Origin of the sequence: Streptomyces sp. NPDC091376, assembly GCF_044757085.1 — a bacterium.
Classification (GTDB): Bacteria; Actinomycetota; Actinomycetes; order Streptomycetales; family Streptomycetaceae; genus Streptomyces; species Streptomyces pratisoli.
The window spans coordinates 332,745-354,644 of record NZ_JBIVUF010000006.1; the positions used below are offsets into that span (position 1 = coordinate 332,745).

21 protein-coding genes and 1 riboswitch are annotated in these 21,900 nt (G+C 72.7%); of the genes, 16 read left to right on the forward strand and 5 right to left on the reverse strand.

What is annotated here, in order from left to right:
• Window positions 1-32 precede the first annotated feature (32 nt).
• Window positions 33-719: a FadR/GntR family transcriptional regulator gene (locus tag ACIQMR_RS15815; protein WP_401386567.1), complete on the reverse strand. Its 687-nt coding sequence runs from the start codon at window positions 717-719 to the stop codon at window positions 33-35.
• A 123-nt stretch (window positions 720-842) separates the two neighbouring features.
• Between ACIQMR_RS15815 and ACIQMR_RS15820 the strand changes: the two genes are divergently transcribed.
• From ACIQMR_RS15820 to ACIQMR_RS15880, 13 genes are all read left to right on the forward strand, one after another.
• The gene (locus ACIQMR_RS15820) at window positions 843-1,724 is read left to right on the forward strand and encodes an alpha/beta fold hydrolase (protein ID WP_401386570.1); all 882 of its coding nucleotides are present in this window, start codon (window positions 843-845) and stop codon (window positions 1,722-1,724) included.
• A gap of 143 nt (window positions 1,725-1,867) precedes the next feature.
• Window positions 1,868-2,965, forward strand: a complete 1,098-nt coding sequence (locus tag ACIQMR_RS15825; protein ID WP_401386573.1) for a chemotaxis protein — start codon at window positions 1,868-1,870, stop codon at window positions 2,963-2,965.
• A gap of 61 nt (window positions 2,966-3,026) precedes the next feature.
• Window positions 3,027-3,653, forward strand: a complete 627-nt coding sequence (locus ACIQMR_RS15830) for a hypothetical protein (protein ID WP_401386576.1) — start codon at window positions 3,027-3,029, stop codon at window positions 3,651-3,653.
• A gap of 177 nt (window positions 3,654-3,830) precedes the next feature.
• Window positions 3,831-5,285, forward strand: a complete 1,455-nt coding sequence (locus ACIQMR_RS15835; RefSeq protein WP_401386579.1) for an MFS transporter — start codon at window positions 3,831-3,833, stop codon at window positions 5,283-5,285.
• Window positions 5,286-5,389: 104 nt separating this feature from the next.
• Complete coding sequence (gene dhaK, locus ACIQMR_RS15840) at window positions 5,390-6,382, forward strand: dihydroxyacetone kinase subunit DhaK (protein ID WP_401386582.1); 993 nt, start codon at window positions 5,390-5,392, stop codon at window positions 6,380-6,382.
• Window positions 6,383-6,405: 23 nt separating this feature from the next.
• The gene (gene dhaL, locus ACIQMR_RS15845; RefSeq protein ID WP_401386585.1) at window positions 6,406-7,002 is read left to right on the forward strand and encodes a dihydroxyacetone kinase subunit DhaL; all 597 of its coding nucleotides are present in this window, start codon (window positions 6,406-6,408) and stop codon (window positions 7,000-7,002) included.
• The gene (locus ACIQMR_RS15850) at window positions 6,999-7,409 is read left to right on the forward strand and encodes a PTS-dependent dihydroxyacetone kinase phosphotransferase subunit DhaM (protein WP_401386588.1); all 411 of its coding nucleotides are present in this window, start codon (window positions 6,999-7,001) and stop codon (window positions 7,407-7,409) included. The genes dhaL and ACIQMR_RS15850 overlap by 4 nt, the downstream gene beginning before the upstream one ends.
• A gap of 16 nt (window positions 7,410-7,425) precedes the next feature.
• Window positions 7,426-7,647: riboswitch (cobalamin riboswitch) on the forward strand.
• Window positions 7,648-7,675: 28 nt separating this feature from the next.
• Window positions 7,676-8,368, forward strand: coding sequence for an energy-coupling factor ABC transporter permease (locus ACIQMR_RS15855; RefSeq protein WP_401386591.1), 693 nt, complete (start codon window positions 7,676-7,678; stop codon window positions 8,366-8,368).
• Complete coding sequence (locus ACIQMR_RS15860; RefSeq protein ID WP_266377340.1) at window positions 8,365-8,730, forward strand: energy-coupling factor ABC transporter substrate-binding protein; 366 nt, start codon at window positions 8,365-8,367, stop codon at window positions 8,728-8,730. The genes ACIQMR_RS15855 and ACIQMR_RS15860 overlap by 4 nt, the downstream gene beginning before the upstream one ends.
• Window positions 8,731-8,736: 6 nt before the next feature.
• Window positions 8,737-9,486: a cobalt ECF transporter T component CbiQ gene (gene cbiQ / locus ACIQMR_RS15865; protein ID WP_401386594.1), complete on the forward strand. Its 750-nt coding sequence runs from the start codon at window positions 8,737-8,739 to the stop codon at window positions 9,484-9,486.
• Window positions 9,483-10,319 carry an energy-coupling factor ABC transporter ATP-binding protein gene (locus ACIQMR_RS15870; protein ID WP_401386597.1) on the forward strand — a complete coding sequence of 279 codons (837 nt, stop codon included), beginning with the start codon at window positions 9,483-9,485 and terminating at the stop codon, window positions 10,317-10,319. The genes cbiQ and ACIQMR_RS15870 overlap by 4 nt, the downstream gene beginning before the upstream one ends.
• Before the next feature lie 98 nt (window positions 10,320-10,417).
• The gene (locus ACIQMR_RS15875; protein WP_401386600.1) at window positions 10,418-12,451 is read left to right on the forward strand and encodes an FAD-dependent oxidoreductase; all 2,034 of its coding nucleotides are present in this window, start codon (window positions 10,418-10,420) and stop codon (window positions 12,449-12,451) included.
• Between the two features lie 192 nt (window positions 12,452-12,643).
• Complete coding sequence (locus ACIQMR_RS15880) at window positions 12,644-13,192, forward strand: PadR family transcriptional regulator (protein WP_401386602.1); 549 nt, start codon at window positions 12,644-12,646, stop codon at window positions 13,190-13,192.
• A 40-nt stretch (window positions 13,193-13,232) separates the two neighbouring features.
• Here the strand turns inward: ACIQMR_RS15880 and ACIQMR_RS15885 are convergent, their stop codons facing one another.
• The 4 genes from ACIQMR_RS15885 to ACIQMR_RS15900 all read right to left on the reverse strand — a co-directional run bounded on the left by ACIQMR_RS15885 (window position 13,233) and on the right by ACIQMR_RS15900 (window position 17,393).
• Window positions 13,233-13,676 carry a hypothetical protein gene (locus ACIQMR_RS15885; protein ID WP_401386605.1) on the reverse strand — a complete coding sequence of 148 codons (444 nt, stop codon included), beginning with the start codon at window positions 13,674-13,676 and terminating at the stop codon, window positions 13,233-13,235.
• 60 nt (window positions 13,677-13,736) lie between these two features.
• Entirely contained in the window at window positions 13,737-14,621 is an 885-nt protein-coding gene (locus ACIQMR_RS15890; protein WP_401386608.1) for an ABC transporter substrate-binding protein, read from the reverse strand.
• Between the two features lie 169 nt (window positions 14,622-14,790).
• Complete coding sequence (locus ACIQMR_RS15895; RefSeq protein ID WP_401386610.1) at window positions 14,791-16,314, reverse strand: amino acid permease; 1,524 nt, start codon at window positions 16,312-16,314, stop codon at window positions 14,791-14,793.
• Window positions 16,315-16,397: 83 nt separating this feature from the next.
• Window positions 16,398-17,393: a hypothetical protein gene (locus ACIQMR_RS15900; protein WP_401386612.1), complete on the reverse strand. Its 996-nt coding sequence runs from the start codon at window positions 17,391-17,393 to the stop codon at window positions 16,398-16,400.
• Between the two features lie 395 nt (window positions 17,394-17,788).
• Between ACIQMR_RS15900 and ACIQMR_RS15905 the strand changes: the two genes are divergently transcribed.
• The 3 genes from ACIQMR_RS15905 to ACIQMR_RS15915 are packed head-to-tail and all read left to right on the forward strand — an operon-like array spanning window position 17,789 to window position 21,890.
• Entirely contained in the window at window positions 17,789-19,282 is a 1,494-nt protein-coding gene (locus ACIQMR_RS15905) for an FGGY family carbohydrate kinase (protein ID WP_401386615.1), read from the forward strand.
• Entirely contained in the window at window positions 19,279-20,676 is a 1,398-nt protein-coding gene (locus tag ACIQMR_RS15910; RefSeq protein WP_401386618.1) for an FAD-dependent oxidoreductase, read from the forward strand. The genes ACIQMR_RS15905 and ACIQMR_RS15910 overlap by 4 nt, the downstream gene beginning before the upstream one ends.
• Window positions 20,673-21,890 (forward strand): NAD(P)/FAD-dependent oxidoreductase, encoded by a 1,218-nt coding sequence (locus ACIQMR_RS15915; RefSeq protein WP_401386621.1) that lies wholly within the window; start codon window positions 20,673-20,675, stop codon window positions 21,888-21,890. Before ACIQMR_RS15910 ends, ACIQMR_RS15915 begins: the two co-directional genes overlap by 4 nt.
• Window positions 21,891-21,900 lie beyond the last annotated feature (10 nt).

Below are 21,900 nucleotides of genomic sequence, written 5' to 3' on the forward strand. Positions count from 1 at the left end.
GTCTGTGCCTGTGCCTGTGCCTGTGCCTGTGCTCATGCGAGACCCTCCAGCATGATCCGCTCGGTCGCCGTCAGATATGCCTCCGCCGCCCGACGGGCGGCGCCTTCGTCACCCGCGGCCACCGCCGCCACCACCGGCTCCAGCCGTCCGTACGCGGCCTCCGGGTCCGTGAAGGGCCCGACGAGCGCGGCGCGCACCGGCAGATAGGCGTTGAAGAGGGTGTTGGTCAGCAGTCCGTAGACACGGTTGCCGGTGGCGCGGGCGAGCGCCCGGTGCACCTCGATGTCGGCGAGCTGCACGGCGTCCCCGCCGTCGGCCGCCCGCACCTCGGCCAGCAGCGTGCCCAGTTCGGCCCGCTGTTCCGCGGTGGCGCGGACCGCGGCCCGTGCGGCGATCAACGCACCGACCCCGCGCCGCACTTCGAAGATCTCGCCGATCCAGTCCGGGCTGTGCCGTACGAGCATGGGCAGCAGGTCGGCGCCGCCGAGCCGTGCGTAGTCACGGACACGGGTGCCCACTCCGTGCCGGGTCTCCAGGAGCCCGGCCTGGACGAGGCGGCCGAAGGCGTGCTTGAGGGTGGTACGGGTGACGCCGTACCCGTCGGCGAGTTGGCGCTCCGGCGGCAGATAGCTGCCGGCCGGGTGGCGGCCGGTGAGGATGTCCTCGCGCAGCCGGCCCTCCAGGACGTCGACGATGGTCTCGCGGGGCAGTGCCTCCACGCCGTTCCTCCCAGTGGCTCAGTGGATGAGCCACTCAACCAACGGGAGTCGACCACGTCAAGGGGCGTGACCGCGGGATGACAGGATCATGCACGGATGGACCGGTTTCACGAGGAGCGACACATGACCACACCTCCGGCCGAGCTGGAACTCGCCGTCGACGGCGGGGCGTTGCGCGTCCTGCGTTTCGGCGAGGGACCGCGCACCGCCGTCGCCGCACACGGAATCACCGCGTCCGGCATGTCGTTCCGCGCCCTCGCCCGCCATCTGCCGCCCGACTGGTCGCTGTTCGCCCCTGATCTGCGGGGCCGGGGCGGCAGCGCGGCCACCCCCGGTCCGTACGGCTTCGACACCCACGCCGCCGACCTGTGCGCGGCGGCCGAGCGGTGGGGCGGCGGCGCGCGTGTCGCCCTCACCGGTCACTCCATGGGCGCGTGCGTCGCCCTGCGTGCCGCGGCCCGCCGTCCCGAGCTCTTCGACCGACTGCTCCTCATCGACGGCGGGCTGCCCGTTCCGGCCGCTGCGCACACCCACCCCGACGCGCTCCTGGACGCGTCGCTGGGACCGATCCTGGCCAGGCTGTCGCGGACGTTCGACAGCGACGAGGCGTACGTGAACCAGTTCCGCGCCCATCCGGCGCTCGGCCCGGACTGGAACGACGACATCGAGGCGTACGTCCGCTACGACATCACCGGCCCCGAGGGCGCCCGCCGCTCCCGCGCCCAGGAGGGCCCTGTCCGCCGGGACGGACGGGAGCTGCTGACCTCGGCGGCCGCGCTCGCCGAGGACCTGACCGGGCTGTCCGTACCCACGAAGGTGCTGTACGCGCCCCGCGGGACGACGGGCACGGAACCGGGGGTGCTCGACGCCGGCCTCGTCGCACGCTGGACCTCGCGGACATCACCCCTGACCGCCGAGGCGATCCCGCAGTGCAATCACTTCACGATCCTGATGAGCGGCACGCCCGCGAAGACGGTCGCCGACCGCCTCGTGTCGATGGCGTGAGCCGCCGGCTCCGGGCAGCGGCCGCGGTGCCCGGTCCCGGCGCCCGGTCCTGGTGCCCGATCAAGGAATCGGACTTATGGTGCATAGAGTTGGTTATCGGTCGTGGCACTCCCGTGCACGTCCGCTCGGAAAGGGTGGTCCCGATGCACCCAGCTCTCCGCTCCGACGATCTGGCACGGCTGCGACGGCAGCGCCCCTATCCGGCGGTGTCGGTCCTGATGCCCACGCATCGCCGGGATCCGGGCAGCGCACAGGACCCTGTCCGGCTGCGCAACCTGATGGCCGAGGCGAAGGAGCAACTGCAGGCCGATCCGGCCGTCACGCGTGAGACGCGGATGGATGTCACCGCCCAGCTCGACCAGGCACTCGCCGAGATCGATCTCGTGCACGCCGAGGACGGACTGGTGGTGTTCGCGGCGCCGGGAGAGCATGAGGTGTGGATGCTGGGCCGGAGCGTGCCCGAGCGTGTGGTGCTCTCGGACACGTACCTCACCCGCAATCTCGTCTCGGCGCAGGCCGCGGAGCGCCCCTTCTGGGTGCTGGCGGTCTCGTCCGACCACGTCACGCTGTGGAGCGGCGCGGCGGATCACGTCACCGAGGCGCACACCGGATCCTTCCCGATGACCCGGATCAGCGAGAACTTCGACGCCGAGCGCCTGGAGCGGATCGGCGATGTGCCCAGCACCTTCACGGACGAGGCGACGCGCCAGTTCCTGAGGGAGGCGGACACCGCCGTCGGCGCCGTGCTCAGGAACGATCCACGGCCCCTGTACGTGACGGGTGAGGCGGCCGCTCTGTCGCTCATCGACGACGCCGGCACCGTGGTCAGGGCAACGGCCACGCATGTCACCCAGGGCGGGCTGGCCGCCGGTCCCGGCGACGCCGTGTGGCAGGCGGTACGGCCGTTCGTCGAGGCCCGGGCGGAGAAGGACGTCGCCGGGGTGCTCGAAGAGCTCGATCGGGCCCGTGGCAGGCGCGCCTTCGCCGCGGGGGTCGACGAGATCCACCAGAACGTGGAGTCGGGCCGGGTCGCGCTGCTCGCCGTGGAGGAGAACTACCGCGAGACGGTGCGCGACTCAGGCGGCCATCTCCTGCCGGCCGACCCCGGCGATCTGGACGCCCTCGACGACATCGTCGACGAGATCGTCGAGAAGTCCCTCGACACGGGCGCACAGGTGCGCTTCGTCCCCGACGGGACCCTCACCGGCATGGGCGGCATCGCGAGCACGTTGCGCTACTGACACGGGCGCGTCGCGCTCCTGAGGGGCGGACCGGACCCCAGCAGTGAAAGGACGGGCACACATGTCTGCGTGCCGGAAGAACCCCTCCCTCGGGCGGCAGTTGGCGGCGGCCGTGCTGACGCTGGTCGTGACGGCATCGGGCGCGGCCGCACTGGTCTCGTGCAGCACCGAGAGTGGCGATTCGGGGACCAGTTCACCGTTCAGCCCCCGGCCGACCCCGCCCGACACGGCGTCCTTCACCGGCACGGCGGCCTCGGCGCTTGCCTCGCTCGAGGCGTCGGCCCGCGCCCGGGCCTCCGCCCGGGCCTCGTCCGCGTCGGCCGCCGCCTCCTCGTTCGAGGCCCGCGTCTCCGACGAGGCGTCACAGGCCGCCAAGGACGCCGAGGCACGCCTGAAGAACCTGCAGGGCGGTGGCAACGCCCGGTCCGACGTGGCTCTCACGGGGCGGCCGACGGCCGACACCGGCGGCCTGCAGGTCGTCGTCGTCACCATCACCAACCGCACGGACGCACAGGCGTCGTACGCGGTGCAGGTGGACTTCAAGGACTCCTCCGGGAAGGTCGTGGAGAGCCGGATCGTCGGGGCGAAGGACCTCGCACCCGGTGAGCAGGCCCAGCCCCTGGCCATCAGCCGCAAGCCGGCCGACACCACGCTGACCCCGACGGTCGCCAAGGCGCAGCGGTACTGATCCGGGATTCGCGGGTGGCGCCCGGGTGGCCCGGGTCCCGTGCCAGCGTGGCACGTTGATCCACCGCATCCGGTGGCCTTCACTCGTACCGGCCGTGCGCCGCGGTCCCGCAGGACCGTCCTGCGGGTCGTCGCAGACCGTTCTCGACCGCTATGGGGGTCGTTCACTGTGCCCGAGGTGATCAACCGATCCCCCGGCGGATCGCGCTCGCTCGGCGCTGCACTCGACAGCGCACCGATCTCACGTCTGCACCGGAGGTTCTGGCTGCTGGCCGGACTGGGCATCATGCTCGACGGCTTCGACTTCTTCATCATCGGGGTCGCCAACCCACTGATCTCGAAGGAGTTCGACGGGAGCCCGGCCGAACAGGGACTGCTGTCGGCCGCGGCGATCGTGGGGGCCGCCCTCGGCGCCGCTCTGCTGGGGCCGCTCGGCGACCGCATCGGCCGCAGCCGGATCTTCCGGATCGACCTGTGGATGTTCGTCGTCTTCTCGGTGCTGTGCGCCTGCGCGTGGGACATCTGGTCCCTGATCGCCTTCCGGCTGCTGCTCGGGGTGGCGGTCGGGCTGGACTATCCCATCGCGGCCAGCTACCTCGCCGAGATCCTGCCGTCCCGCAACCGCGGACGCTGGCTGGTGGGCGCGTTCAGCCTGCAGGCCGCCGGCATCCTCCTCGGAGCGGTGGCCGGTGTGGTCATCCTCCTCGCCCTGCCCGACCTGGACTCCTGGCGCCTCATGCTCGGGTTCGGTGCGCTGCCCGCCCTGCTGATCATCGCGCTGCGGCGGAACATGCCCGAGAGCCCGCGCTGGCTCGCCCGCAACGGCCATGAGCGCGAGGCCCGCGAGGTCGCGGAGGTGCTGACCGGGCAGCCGGTCCACATCGCGGAGACGGACCGTGAGCGCGACGCGCCACCGCCGGAGGGGCTCAGGGCCTTCGTCCAGCCCCAGTTGTTCTCGCGTCGTCTGGCGCGGCGCACCGTCTTCACGTCCGTGCCCTGGTTCCTGATGGACATCGCGACCTACGGCGTCGGCATCTTCACCCCCACGCTGCTGGCCGGCCTGGCACTCGGCGGCGCGAACGCCACGTTCATCGCCGACGACATCGCGTCCACCGAGGGTACGGCCGCCCTGGACGTGTTCCTGGTGGTCGGCTTCGTGCTGGCGATCGTCCTGGTCGACCGGGTGGGACGGGTTCCCCTCCAACTCGCCGGATTCGCGATGATGACCTGCGCGCTCTGCCTCCTCGCCGTGTCGGGTCAGCTCACCGGTGGCTCCGGGTCGCATCTCGTCCTGGTCTTCACCGGCTTCGCCCTGTTCAACATCTTCATGAACATGGGCCCGAACGCCACGACGTTCGCCCTGCCCGCCGAGGTCTTCCCCGCCGAAGTGCGGGCCGGGGGTCATGGCTTCGCCGCCGGCTGCGGGAAGCTCGGTGCCGCGCTGGGCACGTTCCTCTTCCCCGTACTGCTGGCGGACATCGGAGCGAGCGCGCTCCTGTACGGGATCGCGGCGACCAGCGCGCTGGCCTTCGTGGTCACTCTGGTCTTCCGTATCGAACCGGCGGGCCGGTCCCTCGAAGAGCTCTCCGGCCGGGAAGCCTCCGCCGTCGCCCCCCGCGTGGCGCCGCCGTAGCCGATACTGGCAGGGCCAGGGCGTACGGCACGGTGCCGGCGCGGTCCGACCTGAGAAGACACCGTCCGCAGTGAGATCGTCACCAGTCTCATCAGGAGGTTCCCATGAGGATGCTCATCAATGTCCCCGAGACGGTCGTCGCGGACGCCTTGCGCGGGATGGCCGCGGCGCATCCCGGCCTGAGGGTGGACGTCGAGAACAGGGTCGTCGTGCGGGCGGACGCGCCGGTCGCCGGCAAGGTGGCGCTGGTGTCGGGCGGCGGCTCGGGGCACGAGCCCCTGCACGGCGGGTTCGTCGGGCCCGGGATGCTCTCGGCGGCATGCCCCGGCGAGATCTTCACCTCACCCGTCCCGGATCAGATGGCGAGGGCGGCGGCCGCCGTGGACAGCGGGGCGGGGGTGCTGTTCATCGTCAAGAACTACACCGGCGACGTGCTGAACTTCGACATGGCCCAGGAGCTCGCCGAGGACGAGGGCGTCCAGATCGCCAAGGTGCTGGTGAACGACGACGTGGCGGTCACGGACAGTCTGTACACGGCGGGCAGGCGCGGGACGGGTGCGACGCTGTTCGTCGAGAAGATCGCGGGTGCGGCGGCCGAGGAGGGTGCACCGCTGGAACGGGTCGAGGCCCTCGCCCGCCGGGTCAACGAGCGCTCGCGGAGCTTCGGTGTGGCGCTGAGCGCGGTCACGACGCCGGCCAAGGGCTCGCCCACGTTCGACCTGCCGTCCGGCGAGCTGGAGTTGGGGATCGGTATCCATGGCGAGCCGGGCCGTGAGCGGCGGCCGATGATGACGTCGCGGGAGATCGCGGACTTCGCCGTGAACGCCGTCCTGGAGGACCTGGAGCCGTCCAGTCCGGTGCTGGCGCTGGTGAACGGGATGGGAGCGACACCGCTGCTGGAGCTGTACGGGTTCACCGCGGAGGTGCACCGGGTGCTGGCCGAGCGCGGCGTGCCGGTGGCGCGGACCCTGGTCGGGAACTACGTCACCTCGCTCGACATGGCCGGCTGCTCGGTGACGCTGTGCGAGGCGGACGAGGAACTGCTGCGGCTGTGGGACGCGCCCGTGTCGACGCCCGGACTGCGCTGGGGCCGCTGACCATGGGAAACGAAGGAGACATTGTGCTCGACACGGACTTCTTCCGCCGCTGGATGACGGCCGCCGCCGACGCCGTGGGCCGTGAGGCCGGCCGGCTGACCGAACTCGACTCCGCGATCGGGGACGCCGACCACGGCATCAACATGCAGCGCGGTTTCACCGCGGTGACGGCCGCTCTGGAGAAGGACGCGCCGGATACCCCGGGTGCCGTACTGATCCTGTCCGGGCGGCAGTTGATCTCGACGGTCGGCGGGGCCTCGGGCCCTCTGTACGGGACGCTGCTGCGGCGGGCCGGCAAGGCCCTGGGCGACGATCCCGAGGTGTCCCCGGCGCAGCTCGCCGAAGCGCTGCGGGCCGGGATCGCCGCGGTGGCCCAGCTCGGCGGCGCGAAGGCCGGGGACAAGACGATGCTGGACGCGCTGGAGCCGGCGGCCGCGGCGCTGGACGAGTCCTTCGCGGCCGCCCGGGCCGCCGCCGAGGAGGGCGCGCTCGCGACCGTGCCGATGTTGGCGCGCAAGGGCAGGGCGAGCTATCTGGGCGAGCGCAGCATCGGGCACCAGGACCCGGGGGCGACGTCCTCCGCGCTGCTGATCGCTGCGCTCGAGGAGGTGGCGCGGTGAGTGCGGCGGGTCAGGTCGGCATCGTCCTCGTGTCGCACAGCGCTCAGCTCGCCGCGTCCGTCGCCGAACTCGCGCGGGGCCTCGCCGGCGGCGCCCCTTCGGTGCCTCTCGCGCCCGCGGGCGGTCTGCCGGACGGTGGGCTCGGCACCAGTTCGGAGCTGATCGCCGCTGCGGCGCGGGAGGTCGACCGTGGCGCGGGAGTGGCCGTACTGGCGGATCTCGGCAGCGCCGTGCTGACGGTGAAGTCGCTGCTGGCCGAGGGCGACGAACTGCCGGAGGGGACCCGGCTCGTGGACGCGCCGTTCGTCGAGGGCGCGGTCGCCGCGGTGGTCACCGCGGCGGCGGGAGGCGCTCTGGACGAAGTGGAGGCGGCGGCCCAGGAAGCGTACTCGTATCACAAGGTCTGACGGCGCGCCTCCGTGCGCGGCTTGTGATGTACCTGGTCAAAGCACTAATGTCGCACCGCCTTGGTGAACGGGAAACCGGTGCGGTACCGGTGCGGCCCTCGCCACTGTGATCGGGAAGTCCGGCTCCATCCGCAAGGAAGCCACTGGACCGCCGTGGGAGACCGCGGCGTCCGGGAAGGCGGAGCCCGGGCGGATTGACCCGTCAGCCAGGAGACCGGCCAAGGCGCGTTGTCCATCCACGAGGTGTTGGAGAGGGTCTCCCGACCATGCACATAGCCGAGGGGTATCTGCCCCCGTTGCACGCGGCCGCCTGGGGCGCCGCGTCCGCCCCCTTCGTCATCCACGGCGTCCGGGCGCTCACCCGTGAGGTCAAGGCCCATCCCGAGTCGACTCTGCTGCTCGGCGCCTCCGGGGCCTTCACCTTCGTCCTTTCCGCGCTGAAGATCCCGTCCGTGACCGGGAGTTGCTCCCATCCGACCGGTACGGGACTGGGCGCGATCCTGTTCAGACCACCCATCATGGCGGTACTGGGCACGATCACCCTGCTGTTCCAGTCGCTGCTGCTGGCCCACGGCGGGCTCACCACACTCGGCGCCAACGCCTTCTCCATGGCGATCGTCGGGCCCTGGGCCGGGTACGCGGTGTACCGGCTGCTGCGGCGGTTCGAACTGCCGCTGATGGTGAGCGTGTTCTTCGGCGCGTTCGTCGCGGATCTGTCCACGTACTGCGTCACCAGTGTGCAACTGGCGCTGGCGTTCCCCGACCCGGGCAGCGGCTTCGCCGGCGCACTCGCCAAGTTCGGCGGCATCTTCGCGATCACCCAGATCCCGCTGGCGGTCAGCGAGGGTCTGCTCACCGTGCTGGTGATGCGTCTCCTCGTCCAGTCGAGCAAGGGTGAGCTGACCCGGCTCGGTGTGCTGCTCCAGGGTGGGAACAAGAAGGAGGCCGCGGTCCGATGAGCCGTAACGCGAAGATCAACACACTGCTGCTGGTGATCGTGGCCGCGCTGGCCGTGTTCCCCCTCGTGCTGGGACTGGGCGACCACAAGGAGGAGCCCTTCGCCGGCGCGGACGCCGAGGCGGAGACGGCGATCACCGAGATCGCGCCGGACTACGAGCCCTGGTTCTCCCCGTTGTACGAGCCCCCGTCCGGCGAGGTCGAGTCCGCGCTGTTCGCCCTGCAGGCGGCGCTCGGCGCGGGGGTCCTGGCCTACTACTTCGGGCTGCGCAAGGGCCGCCGTCAGGGCGAGGCCCGTGCCGCGGCGGCCGCTCCCGGGGACGCATCGCGGGCAGCCGTCCCCTCCGACGGTCCCGCTGCCTGATCACCGGTGCTGCCGATCGACGCGGCGGCGCACAGCAGTCGCTGGCGCCGCCGCCATCCCTGCGAGAAGGCGGCGCTGGGACTCGGGCTGACGTTCTGTGCGATCTCACTGCCGCCGTGGCCGGGTGCCGTGCTGGTCGCCGCCGCCGCGCTCGCCGTGCTGCTCGGCCCGGCGGGTGTGGCGCCGCGGCAGCTGTGGCGGGCGTGGCGCGTTCCGCTGGGCTTCTGCGTGACGGGTGCGGCGCCGCTGCTGTTCGCCGTCGGCGGGCCGGACGGCTTCGTGGCGTTCGCGCCGGGCGGCCCGGCGCACGCGGGCGAGCTTCTGTTGCGGACGTCGGCCGCCTCGCTCGGGGTGCTGCTGTTCGCGTTCACCACTCCCGTGTCCGACGTCCTGCCGCGGCTGGTACGGGCGGGTGTTCCGGCGCCGGTGGTCGATGTCGCGCTCGTCATGTACCGCATCAGCTTCCTGCTGCTGGACACGGTCCACCGGATCCGTGAGGCGCAGGCCGCCAGGCTCGGGCACACCTCCCGGGCGGCCACGTGGCGTTCCCTCGCCGGGCTCGGCGCCACCGCCTTCGTGCGGGCCTTCGACCGGGCCCAGCGGCTCCACACAGGGCTGGCCGGGCGCGGCTACGACGGGACGCTGCGCGTACTGGTGCCGCGGGCGACGGTGTCCGCGCGCTTCCTCGCGGCCACCGCCGGGCTGCTCGCCGGGATCGTCGCCCTCACCTTCGTCCTGGAAAGGTCGGTCCTGTGAACACATCGCCCGTGGTGGAGCTGGCCGGCGCGGGATTCGCGTACGCCGACGACCCACCGGTGCTCAGTGGCGTCGACTTTGCCGTGGCCGCCGGCCGGTCCCTGGCGCTGCTCGGCCGCAACGGCAGTGGCAAGACGACCCTCATGCGGCTGCTCAGCGGCGGTCTGCGGTGCGCCGAGGGCCGGCTGCTGCTGGACGGCGAGCCGATCACGTACGACCGCAAGGGGCTGACCCGGCTCCGGTCGACCGTGCAGCTGGTCGTGCAGGACCCGGACGATCAGCTGTTCGCCGCGTCGGTCGGGCAGGACGTGTCGTTCGGGCCGATGAACCTGGGCCTGCCGGAGCGGGAGGTACGGGCGCGGGTCGCCGAGGCACTGGAGGCGCTGGACATCGCCGCCCTGGAGGACCGGCCGACGCATCTCCTCTCCTACGGGCAGCGCAAGCGGGCGGCGATCGCGGGTGCCGTGGCGATGCGGCCCCGGGTGCTGGTCCTGGACGAGCCGACCGCGGGTCTCGATCCGCACGGCCAGGAGCGCCTCCTGGCCGTGCTCGGGCGGCTCGGCGAGGGTGGTACGACCGTGGTGATGGCCACGCACGACGTGGATCTGGCACTGCGGTGGGCCGACGACGCGGCCGTGCTGTCCCCCTCGGGGCTGCGGACGGGGCCGGTCGCCGGGCTGCTGGCCGACGGGGAACTGCTGGACGCGGCGCGGCTGCGGCGGCCGTGGGCGATGGCCGCGGCGGAGGTCCTGCGTGCGCACGGCCTGCTGGCCGCGGACGACCCGGGGCCTCGAACGGCCGAGGAGCTGGGCCGCTGGGCGGTGCCGGCGTAGCGCATCTCACCTCCACCCCGTTGTGCAACTTGTTGCACAACGGGGGGTCAGGCGTCTACAAAGAGGGTCGACGCTCGTTGCGCGAGGAGGAACCCCCGATGACCCCGACCCCCACCCCGGGCCCGTACCCGCATCTGCTGAGCCCGCTCGACCTCGGGTTCACCACGCTCCCGAACCGGGTGCTGATGGGATCGATGCACATCGGTCTGGAAGAGGCGGAGAACGGCTTCGAGCGCATGGCGGCCTTCTACGCCGCCCGTGCGCGCGGCGGCGTCGGCCTGATCGTGACCGGCGGGATCTCCCCCAACGACGCGGGACGGCCGTACGACGGCGGCGCCAAGCTCACCACCGAGGCGGAGGCCGCGCAGCACCGCACGGTGACCGCGGCCGTGCACGAGTCGGGCGGCCGGATCGCCATGCAGATCCTGCACTTCGGCCGGTACGCGTACCACCCGCAGCTCGTCGCGCCCAGTGCGCTCCAGGCGCCGATCAGCCCGTTCGTGCCGAACGCCCTCACCGACGAGGAGGTCGAGCAGACGGTCGAGGACTACGTACGGGCCGCACAGCTGGCGAAGTCCGCGGGATACGACGGCGTCGAGATCATGGGCTCCGAGGGCTACCTCATCAACGAGTTCATCGCCGGCGCCACCAACCGCCGGGACGACCGCTGGGGCGGCTCGTACGAGAACCGGACCCGCTTCCCGCGCGAGATCGTCCGCCGCACCCGCGAGCGCCTCGGCGAGGACTTCATCATCATCTACCGCCTCTCGATGCTCGACCTGGTGCCCGGCGGCTCGTCGCTCGACGAGGTCGTCGCGCTCGCCAAGGAGATCGAGGCGGCCGGCGCGACGATCATCAACACCGGCATCGGCTGGCACGAGGCGCGCATCCCCACGATCGCGACCTCGGTGCCGCGAGGGGCGTACACCTGGGTGACGCGCAAGCTGATGGGGGCGGTCTCGGTGCCGCTCGTCACCAGCAACCGGATCAACACCCCCGAGGTGGCCGAGAAGCTGCTCGCCGAGGGCCGCGCGGACATGGTGTCGATGGCTCGGCCCTTCCTGGCCGACCCGGAGTTCGTCGCGAAGGCCCGCGAGGACCGCGCCGACGCGATCAACACCTGCATCGGCTGCAACCAGGCCTGCCTCGACCACACCTTCAGCGGGAAGATCACCTCCTGCCTGGTCAATCCGCGCGCCTGCCACGAGACCGAGCTGGTCCTCTCCCCCACCCGGAGGAAGAAGCGCCTGGCCGTCGTCGGGGCCGGGCCGGCCGGTCTCGCCTTCTCGGTGTCGGCGGCGGAACGCGGGCATGAAGTAACGCTCTTCGACGCCGCCGAGGAGATCGGCGGGCAGCTGAACATCGCCAAGCGGGTGCCTGGCAAGGAGGAGTTCGAGGAGACGCTCCGCTACTTCCGCACGCAGCTCCGGCTGCGCGGAGTGGAGGTACGGCTGGGGACCCACGTCACGCCCGGGCTGCTGACCGGCTACGACGAGATCGTCGTCGCCACCGGCGTCTCCCCCCGTACGCCCGCGATCGAGGGCGTCGGCCACACGAGCGTCGTCAACTACCTCGATGTGCTGCGTGACGGCGCGGAGGTCGGTGAGCGCGTGGCCGTCGTCGGCGCCGGCGGAATCGGCTTCGACGTCGCGGAGTTCCTCACCGACGGCGGCGAGGGAGCGAGCCTCGACCCGGAGACGTACTTCCGGCAGTGGGGCGTCGACACGGACTACGCGACGCCCGGCGGGCTGCGTGCGCCGGAGCGGCCGAAGCCGCCCCGTCAGGTGCATCTGCTGCAGCGCAAGACGTCCAAGGTCGGCGCGGGCCTCGGCAAGACCACCGGCTGGATCCACCGCACGGAGCTCAGGCACCGGGGCGTCACGATGGTCGCCGGGGCGACGTACGACCGGATCGACGACGAGGGCCTGCACCTCACGGTCGACGGCGCCTCGACGACGCTCGCCGTGGACACGGTGGTGCTCTGCGCGGGCCAGGAGCCGAGGCGTGACCTGTACGACGAGCTGAGCGCGGCGGGCCACACGGTCCATCTGATCGGCGGCGCCGATGTCGCGGCGGAACTCGACGCCAAGCGCGCCATCGACCAGGGCACGCGACTGGCGGCGGCGATCTAGGGGGTGTCCGGTGGGTCAGGCTGGATCAGCGAGCGGCGTCATGCGGCTTCGGATCCCAGGCGGAGGAGGAAGACAACGCGGAGCGTTGGCGCCCGACGACAACGCCGGAGACGGAGTCGCAGGGCGTCGCGAGCCCAGCAAGACCCGCCGGACACCCCCTAGGGCGTCCGCGCCCCTGCCTAGGATGCGGTCATGTCACTCCCGCACGCGATCCTCACCGCCCTGCTCGAGAAGCCGTCGTCAGGGCTGGAGCTGACCCGGCGCTTCGACAGGTCGATCGGCTACTTCTGGTCCGCCACGCATCAGCAGATCTACCGGGAGCTGGGGAAACTGGAGGAGGCGGGGCACATCCGGGCCCTGCCCTCCGGCCGGCCCACCCGGGGCCAGAAGAAGGAGTACGAGGTCCTGCCCGCGGGCCGTGCGGAGCTGACCGCTTGGGTGGGCAGGACCGAGGACCCGAAGCCGATCCGCGACGCCCTGCTGCTGCGGATGCGCGCGGCGGCCGTCGTGGGCACGGCGGGCCTCGAGGCGGAGCTGCGCCGCCATCTCGCTCTGCACGAAGGCCAGTTGGCCGAGTACGAGGACATCGAGAAGCGCCACTTCCCGCCCGAGAGGGACACGGTCGAGGACCGGCTCCGTCATGTGGTGCTGCGGGGCGGGATCGATCTGGAGCGGTTCTGGATCGAGTGGGTCAGGGCCGCGCTGCGGGAACTGGCGGCCCTGCCCACGGCCCCCCGGTAGGGCCGGGCCACGGCCCTCCGGCGAGCGGTCGCCGGAGGGTTCAGGAACGCGCGGGCCGCCTGCCGGACACCGGGCGCAAGGCGATGAGGCACCACACGGCGGCGGCCGTCAGCGCGACGGCCGCCAGTGTCCCCAGCAGCGGCGCTTCGGGCCGCCAGCCCAGCGACAGTCGCGTCCCGAGGCACGTGAGGCCGAAGGCGACGGCCCCCGGAGCGTAGACCGGCACCCTGGCGGCGACCGCACGCAGCGCGGTGGCGGCCAGCAGACCGACCACGGTCCATGCGGCCAGATAGGGCAGCAGGGGGCCGGGGGCGATCACGGGCAGACCGTATTCGTCGGGGCCGATTCGGGACAGCGAGGAGAACCAGCCGAACCCCACTCCCAGGGCGGTGACACCCACCACCCACACCGCATGCCGCCAGAGCGGGCCGGTCAGAACCTCCCCCTCCGATCCGTCCAGGTCGTCGCCTGTGGAGGGTCCCATGTCTTCGATCACGACCGGGAGGACGCCGCCGTGGCGTCGGGGGTTGCCTGCCGGAGCCGGTCAGCCGTCAACGGCCTCCACGGCGTCGGCGACCTGGTCGAAGAAGCGGGCGTGGGCGCCGTCGCTGCAGGGGGCTTCGGGGTTCCAGGGGACGATGCGGGCACCGGAAGCCGCGGCCTGCCAGGACGCGTCGGCGCGAAGGGCGTCGAGGGGGTGGGCGTTGGCGCGTACGTCGACGAGGAGGACGTCGGCGGAGAGTTCCGCGATGGCGGACCAGTCGGCGGTGAACCAGTTGGCGCTCGGACCGCCCTGCGGGGACACCAGGTCGAGGCCGAACGCGGTGAGTTCCCGCAGGTCGGGCCAGGACGGCGGCTTGGCCAGATAGGCGCTGTCGGCGGACGCGGGCGACAGGGCAAGCAGGGCCGGGCGGCGGCCGGCGGCCCCTCGGGCCAGGGCCCGGAGCCTGTTGACGGCACGGGCGAGGGCGATGGCGCCCGCGGTGTCCTGGGCGGCGCCCAGGGCCCGGGCCAGGGCGGCGAACCGTGCGCGGACGTCGGCGAGGGACTGGCCCTGGCCGACGTCGAGCACGACGAGGGGCACCCGCTCCTCGACGTGCTTCGCGGCTTCGGGGTCGATCCCGTACACCTGCCCGCCGCCGTAGGTGACCGCGACCACGAGGTCGGGCGCGCCACGGAGCAGCGCTTCGGCGTCGAGCGCGGCGCCGGAGCCCAGGTAGTCGATGCCGTCGAGCGGCAGCGATCCGGCCTTGACGGGGTCCGGCCCGTCACCGTCGTGGTTCGAGCCGAACAGTCCGGCGGATCGTATGCCGTGCTCCCAGAGGGTCGCTCCGGCCTGTATGTAGGTGACGACTTTCTCCGGCCGCCGGTCGGACGTCGCCAAGTGGCCCCGGTCGTCGAGGAATTGCCAGTTCGTCTGCCGCTCCATGATCGCGCGCTCCTGCCCCTCGCCTGCGACTCGCTGCCTGTCTTCCTGCCCACGGATCACACGGAACGAACGGGAGAACGAACCGGGAGCGAGCGGGGGAACGCACGGGCCCGGGTACGCGCCGTTCGACGCGTACCCGGGCCCGCCGCCGTCACGCCGGGGAGCGGGCTCAGACGATGCCCTCGGCGATCTCCGCCTGCTCGCGGTCGTTCCCGTACGCGGACGGCGTGCTGTACGAGCGCCGGGCGACGTACCACCACACGCTGGCCAGGGCGAGGACGACGACCAGGGCTATGGAGGCGTAGTTCATGGAGTTCACCGTGAGCGGCGAGGACTGCGGCAGACAGAACAGCACCGTCACCACGGCCACCCAGGACACCGCGATCCAGCCGATCGGCCGGCTCCAGCGGCCGAGGTGCCACGGCCCCGGCTGGAAGCGGTCCCCGGCGCGCAGCCGCAGATAGATGGGTATCGCGTAGGCGGGGGTGATGCCGATGACGTTGATGGCGGTGACGGCCCCGTAGGCGGTGGCCGAGTACAGCGACGGCAGCGCGAGCAGAGCGGCCACGCCGACCGAGAGCCACACCGCGGGGACGGGCGTCTGGGTGCCGCTGCTGACCTTGCGCCACAGGGCGGATCCCGGCAGCGCGTTGTCGCGGCTGAAGGCGAACACCATCCGGCTGGCGGCGGCCACCTCGGCGTTGCCGCAGAACAGCTGGGCGACGATCACGACGAGGAGCAGCGCCGAGGCACCCGCGGAGCCGAGCGCGTCCAGCAGGATCTGGGCGGGTGGCACTCCGGTCGCGCTCTCCTGGGTGCCGGCGTAGTCCTGGATGGCGAAGGTCAGCCCGGCGAGCAGGACGAAGCCGGCGATCCAGGAGACCCAGATGGCGCGGACGATGCCCTTGGCGGCGGAGACGGAGGCGTTGGAGGTCTCCTCGGACAGATGGGCGGAGGCGTCGTACCCCGAGAACGTGTACTGCGCGAGCAGCAGGCCGATGGCCGCCACGTAGAACGGGTTGGCCCAGCCGGTGTCGTTGACGAACTCGGTGAACACGAACGAGGGCGACTGGTGGCGGTCGGGCACGATCGCGAGGGCGCCGACGATCACGGCGACACCGGTGAGGTGCCACCACACGCTGATGGAGTTGAGGACGCTGACGAGGCGTACCCCGAACAGGTTGAGCGTCGCGTGCAGCAGCAGGATGCACAGGAAGATGACGAACGTCGACCCGGGGGTGGGGTCGAAGCCCCACTGGAGGTTGAGGAAGGCCCCGGTGAACAGGGCCGCGCCGTAGTCGATTCCGGCGATCGCGCCCAGCAGCCCGAGCAGGTTGAGCCAGCCCGTGTACCAGCCCCAGCGTCGTCCGCCGAGCCGGTCGGCCATGTAGTACAGGGCTCCGGAGGTGGGGTACGCGCTGGTGACCTCGGCGAGGGCGAGACCCACGCACAGGACGAACAGCCCGACGCCCGCCCAGCCCCACATCATCACGGCGGGGCCGCCGGTGTTCAGCCCGAATCCGTAGAGGGTCATGCAGCCGGACAGGATGGATATGACGGAGAAGCTGATGGCGAAGTTGCCGAAGCCTCCCATCCGGCGCGCGAGGACGGGCTGGTAGCCGAGCTCGCGCAGCCGCTGTTCCTCATCCCTGGGCGGAGCCTGGTCCTTGGCGGACCACGCTGTACGGGACATGGACGGACCTCCGGGGGAAGAGAGTTGGACACAACAGGGGGACGGGACGGGGCGTGCCGACCGGCTGAGGGAGCCGTCGGGGGTCATCTGCCGGGGGCGTCGCGTGCCGCCGTGAGGCACCGCCCGCGCGCCCGCAGGAACAGCTCCTCGGTGGCTGCCTTGTCGTTCTGGTCCGCGGTGCGGTAGGTCCAGGGAACGGCGGTGTAGTACGGCCCCAGCGCCTCGAAGACGCGCCCGGCCTCCTCGAAGTGCAGGGCCCCCCACAGGGCGTGGGCGAGATGGCTGAGGTCGAGGAGTGAGCTGGTGGCGGGCCGGGCGTGGTCGAACCAGCCGTGCAGCGCCCGTACGGAGTCGCGGATGGCGTCCTCGGCGACCCAGTGCAGGTCCAGCGCCCGGCGGTGGCCCTGCTCCCTGCGGTAGCGCTCCACCCGTGCGTACAGCGGCAGGGCGTGCAGCGGTGATCCGGGGGCGGCGGTGGAGGCCGCCCATTGCACGAAGTTCACGGCCTCCGACAGGGCGCCCGACCGGCGCACGTAGAGGAACTGCAGCATCCGGTGGTAGGCCTCGCGGTTGCCGGGGTCGCGCTTGTCGGCCTCGCCCAGCAGCCCCCACGGGCCGGGCGGCAGCATCGGCCCGGGCGGGGGCACCCGGTGCTCCTCCATGAACTGCTGGTCGTCGAGCTGCGCGAGAGCGAGCAGGCACACCCAGGGCACAGGATCGTCCGGCGCCATACGGGCGGTCCCGCCACACGCGTCCCAGGCCTCGTGCCACAGGTCCCGGGTCCTGTGGTGACCCTCGCGGTGCGCGCGGACGGCCCGTTCGACGGCGACCCGGGCGTGCATCACGGCGGCGGCGACGCTGTGCGGTTCCTCCGCACGCCAGGCCTTGACGACGTCCGAACCGGCCGCGACCGCCGCGAGGACCTGGGTCCGCTGGGTCCACAGCGACCGGTCGCGGGTGTCGGCGAGGAGATCCCGCATCGACACCCAGCGTCCCGTCCGCAGGTCCTGGAGCGCGCCGCGCAGCGCGTTGTCGTGGCCAGCGGGATGGTAGACGGGGCGGAAGTGGTCATGGGCCATCAGCCCTCCCCGGCACGGTCGTCGGCGGCCGTGACGGAGCCGAGGACCGTACGTGGCACCGTACGTAATCCGGAGCGGGCGTGCGTCGTCATGGGTCCTCCAGGACGGTGGGGGCGAAGGCGGCGAAGGCTGCCGCCGAGGCGTCCTGCTGTTGATCGACGATCAGTGTAGGGGTGGTCGCACTCCGTGGGATCACGTTCTCGGATCTTGCACAACTCTTCGACCACAGCAGCAAACTGATCGGTCATCAGCTTCGTTCGCCGTACGCCTTGCCGACCGCGCCCGGGCCCCGGGTCCGGCCTTGACGAGGGCCGGAGGCTCGGCCAGGCTTGCCGTCGGTGATCACGGTCGCGGCCTTCCCGCGACCGTACCGGGACATACCGAAGAGACGGGACATGGTGTCTGCCGACCCTCGCGCCACCGCCCCGGTGCTCGCCGTGGACCAGGGCACCTCGGGCACCAAGGCACTCGTCGTCTGCCCCGAGCGGGGCGTGATCGGCACCGGCTCGGCGGTCGTACGGCCTCGCTACGGCGCGGGCGGGGTCGTCGAGGCCGACCCGGGTGAGCTGCTGTCGTCGGTCCTGGACGCGGGCCGTCAGGCGCTCGCCGAGGCCGGGGAGCCGGTCGCGGCGGTGGGTCTGGCCAACCAGGGCGAGACGGTGCTCGCCTGGGACCCCGGTACCGGTGAGCCGCTGACCGACGCCATCGTGTGGCAGGACCGGCGGGCCGCTTCCGTGTGCGCCGAGGTGGGCGCGGACGAGGCGGAGGAACTGCGTGCCCTCACCGGCCTGCCGCTCGACCCGTACTTCGCCGCGCCGAAGATGGCCTGGATCCGGCGCGGCCGGACCCGCGAGGGCGTCGTCACCACCAGCGACGCATGGCTGATACACCGGCTGACGGGTGAGTTCGTCACGGACGCGGCGACCGCGGGCCGCACCCAGCTGCTCGACCTCGACCGCGTCGCATGGTCGCCTCGCGCACTGGAGATCTTCGGACTCGACGCCGAACGGCTGCCGCGCGTCGTGGACGCGGCGGGACCGGTCGGCACGACCACGGCCTTCGGACCCGCGCTGCCGCTCACCGGACTGCTCGTGGACCAGCAGGCCGCGCTGCTGGCCCAGCGCGTCACCGAGCCGGGGACGGCCAAGTGCACCTACGGCACGGGGGCGTTCCTGCTGGCACAGACGGGTGCCCGGCCACGGCGCGGGAGTTCGGGGCTGGTCAGCTGTGTGGCGTGGCGGCTCGCCGGACGGTCCAGCTACTGCCTCGACGGGCAGGTGTACACGGCCGCCTCCGCGGTCCGCTGGCTCACCGGTCTCGGTGTGATCTCCGGGGCGGCGGACCTCGATCCGGTCGGCTCGTCGGTGCCGGACTCCGGGGGCGTCACGTTCGTACCGGCGCTGGCGGGACTGGCGGCGCCGTGGTGGCGGGCGGATCTGCGCGGGTCGCTGACGGGGCTCGGCCTGGACACCACGGCCGGGCATCTGGTGCGGGCGCTGTGCGAGGGGATCGCAGCGCAGGTCGTCTCGCTCGCCGACGCCGTGGCCGCCGATCTGGGTGCTCCGCTGTCGTCGCTGCGCGTGGACGGCGGGCTGACGCGGTCGGCGCTGCTGATGCAGACCCAGGCGGATCTGCTGCAACGGCCCGTCGAGGTCTCGGCGTTGCCCGACGCGACCGCCCTGGGGGTGGGGGCGGTGGCGCGACTGGGCCTCAATCCCGGCCTGGGCGTCGAGGCGGTGGTCCCGGCATGGAAACCGGCCGCCGTGTACGAGCCCCGCGTCCCGGCCGCGCGGGCGCGGGAGCGCCTGGCCGCGTTCCGCGCGGCGGTGGACACCCTCACCGCGCAGCGGCCCGACACTCCCCCGCTGCCCGCGCCGGACGCCTCGTGACCGTCACGACGGCCGGCCCGCCGGACGACGACGTGCTCGACGTCGTGGTCGTCGGTGCCGGTGTCGTCGGCACGGCCGTCGCCCGCGAGCTGGCCCGTTACCGGCTGCGCACCGCCCTCGTGGAGGCGTCGGCGGACGTCGGCGACGGCACGTCGAAGGCCAACACGGCGATCCTGCACACGGGTTTCGACGCCGTCCCCGGATCGCTGGAGTCCGCTCTGGTCCGGGACGGCGGCCGGCGGCTCGCCGCCTACGCCGCGCAGACCGGTATCCCCGTGGAACCGCTCGGGGCCCTGCTCGTCGCCTGGGACGAGGAGCAGTCCGCCGCGCTCCCGGGCCTGGCGGAGAAGGCGAAGCGCAACGGCTACGACGCAGCCTCGGTCATCGGCGCCGGGGAGCTGCGAGCCCGCGAGCCACACCTCGGCCCCGGCGCCCTCGGCGCACTCCACGTTCCCGGGGAGAGCATCGTCTGCCCGTGGACGACGACCCTCGCGTACGCGACCCAGGCCGTGCGTTCCGGTGTCACGCTGCATCTCAACTGCCCGGTGACCGCGGTCGGTTCCGTGGACGGACGGCATGTGATCAGCACCGGCCGGGGGACGCTGCGCGCCCGCTACCTGGTGAACGCGGCCGGGCTGTACGCGGACGACATCGACCGGATGCTGGGCCATGACACCTTCACCGTCACCCCAAGGCGCGGCCAGCTCATCGTCTTCGACAAGTTCGCCCGCGGCCTGGTCCGCCACATCCTGCTGCCGGTGCCGACGGCCCTCGGCAAGGGCGTCCTGGTCTCGCCGACCGTGTACGGGAACGTGCTGCTCGGGCCGACCGCCGAGGATCTCGACGACAGGACGGCGACCGGTTCGACGGCCGAAGGTCTCGCCCTGCTGCGCGAGAAGGGCCGCCGCGTCGTGCCGGAGCTGCTCGACGAGGAGGTCACCGCCGTGTACGCGGGGCTGCGCGCCGCGACGGGTCAGGAGGACTACCGCATCCACAGCCGGCCCGGACAGCGGTACGTCACGGTCGGCGGGATCCGCTCGACCGGGCTGACGGCGTCCATGGCGATCGCCGCGCATGTGGTGGACCTGCTCATCGACGCCGGACTCGCTCCCGGCCCGCCGCGCCCGCTCGCGCCCGTCCGTATGCCCAACATCGGCGAGGCGTTCCCCAGGCCGTACCGGGACGCCGAACTGATCGCCACCGACCCGGAGTACGGCACGATCGTGTGCCACTGCGAGCGGGTGACACGCGGCGAGATCAGGGACGCGCTGGCCGCCGACATCCCGCCTGCCACGCTGGACGGTCTGCGGCGGCGGACGCGTGCCCGGGGCGGTCGCTGCCAGGGCTTCTCGTGCGGGGCCGCGGTGCGCGAGCTGTTCGGGGCCCGCCGGTGAACCGGCGCACGGTCGACGTCCTCGTCGTCGGCGCGGGTCCGGCCGGGCTCGCCGTCGCCACCGCGCTGGCCGGGACCGGCGGGTGTTCGGTCGAGGTCCTCGAACGGGAGCGGGAGACGGGCGGCGTGCCCCGCCACTGCGACCGGGGCGGCTTCGGGCTGCGGGATCTGCGGCGCCCGATGAGCGGGCCCGCGTACGCCCGGCACCGGACGGCGGCGGCCCTGCGGGCCGGGGCGGTGCTGCGCACCGGAGTCATGGTCACCGGGTGGGCCGGTCCCCTGACCGTGGAGACGACGAGCCCTACGGGCCTGGAGCAGCTGTCGGCGCGGGCCGTGGTCCTGGCGACCGGCGCGCGCGAACGGCCGCGCAGCGCCCGTCTGGTACCGGGCGACCGGCCCGCCGGGGTCTACACGACGGGCGAGTTGCAGCAGGCCGTCCATCTCTACGGGCAGCGCGTCGGCGAGCGGGCACTGATCGTCGGCGCCGGCCCCGTGGCCCGTGCGACCGTCGGCACGCTGCGGCGGGCCGGCGTCGAGCCCGTCGCCCTGGTGACCGAGGAGCCGGGCCCCCTGCCGCGTCCGGGGCTGCGGCGTCCCGTTCCCGTGCTCACGGGCACGGCCGTGACGGCGCTGCACGGGCGGGGACGGCTCACCCGGGTGGCGCTGCGCCGCCACGACGGCGGCACCGCGGTCGTCGCCTGCGACACCATCGTCTTCACCGGCGACTGGATCCCCGAGCACGAGCTGGCGAGGGCCGCCGGGATCGCGCTGGACGCGGGCACCCGCGGCCCGGCCGTCGACGCCTCGTTCCGCACCGCACGCCCGGGGGTGTTCGCCGTGGGCAACGTCCTGCACGGCGTGGAGAGAGCGGGCGCCGCGGCGCTGGAGGGCCTCCGGGCGGCCGGGCGGGTGCGACGCTTCCTCGACGACGGCCGGTGGCCTCAGGTGCGGGTGCCGCTCGTGACCGAGGGCGCGCTGCGCTGGGCGTCCCCGAACCTCGTCGCTCCGGATGACGCGGAGACCCGGCTGCTGCTGCGCGCGGAGCGGCGGATCGTACGACCGGTACTGACCGTCAGCCAGGACGGCCGTCTGCTGCACCGCGAGCGGCTGCTGCGCACGGCGGGTCCAGAGCGTTCGCTGGTGGTGCCGGCGCGCTGGGCCGGCCGCGTGGACGGCGACGGCGGCGCGGTACGGATCGGCCTCGGCCAGGGCTAGGAACTGTCCG

What these genes read in the sequence shown, in the direction of transcription:
- ACIQMR_RS15880 (WP_401386602.1), top strand. Translation starts at nt 12,644, where the DNA reads ATGTCACTCCCGCACGCGATCCTCACCGCCCTGCTCGAGAAGCCGTCG.
- ACIQMR_RS15905 (WP_401386615.1), top strand. Translation starts at nt 17,789, where the DNA reads ATGGTGTCTGCCGACCCTCGCGCCACCGCCCCGGTGCTCGCCGTGGAC.
- ACIQMR_RS15860 (WP_266377340.1), top strand. Translation starts at nt 8,365, where the DNA reads ATGAGCCGTAACGCGAAGATCAACACACTGCTGCTGGTGATCGTGGCC.
- dhaK (WP_401386582.1), top strand. Translation starts at nt 5,390, where the DNA reads ATGAGGATGCTCATCAATGTCCCCGAGACGGTCGTCGCGGACGCCTTG.
- ACIQMR_RS15830 (WP_401386576.1), top strand. Translation starts at nt 3,027, where the DNA reads ATGTCTGCGTGCCGGAAGAACCCCTCCCTCGGGCGGCAGTTGGCGGCG.
- ACIQMR_RS15895 (WP_401386610.1), bottom strand. Translation starts at nt 16,314, where the DNA reads ATGTCCCGTACAGCGTGGTCCGCCAAGGACCAGGCTCCGCCCAGGGAT.
- ACIQMR_RS15890 (WP_401386608.1), bottom strand. Translation starts at nt 14,621, where the DNA reads ATGGAGCGGCAGACGAACTGGCAATTCCTCGACGACCGGGGCCACTTG.
- ACIQMR_RS15900 (WP_401386612.1), bottom strand. Translation starts at nt 17,393, where the DNA reads ATGGCCCATGACCACTTCCGCCCCGTCTACCATCCCGCTGGCCACGAC.
- ACIQMR_RS15820 (WP_401386570.1), top strand. Translation starts at nt 843, where the DNA reads ATGACCACACCTCCGGCCGAGCTGGAACTCGCCGTCGACGGCGGGGCG.
- ACIQMR_RS15855 (WP_401386591.1), top strand. Translation starts at nt 7,676, where the DNA reads ATGCACATAGCCGAGGGGTATCTGCCCCCGTTGCACGCGGCCGCCTGG.
- ACIQMR_RS15885 (WP_401386605.1), bottom strand. Translation starts at nt 13,676, where the DNA reads ATGGGACCCTCCACAGGCGACGACCTGGACGGATCGGAGGGGGAGGTT.
- ACIQMR_RS15875 (WP_401386600.1), top strand. Translation starts at nt 10,418, where the DNA reads ATGACCCCGACCCCCACCCCGGGCCCGTACCCGCATCTGCTGAGCCCG.
- ACIQMR_RS15825 (WP_401386573.1), top strand. Translation starts at nt 1,868, where the DNA reads ATGCACCCAGCTCTCCGCTCCGACGATCTGGCACGGCTGCGACGGCAG.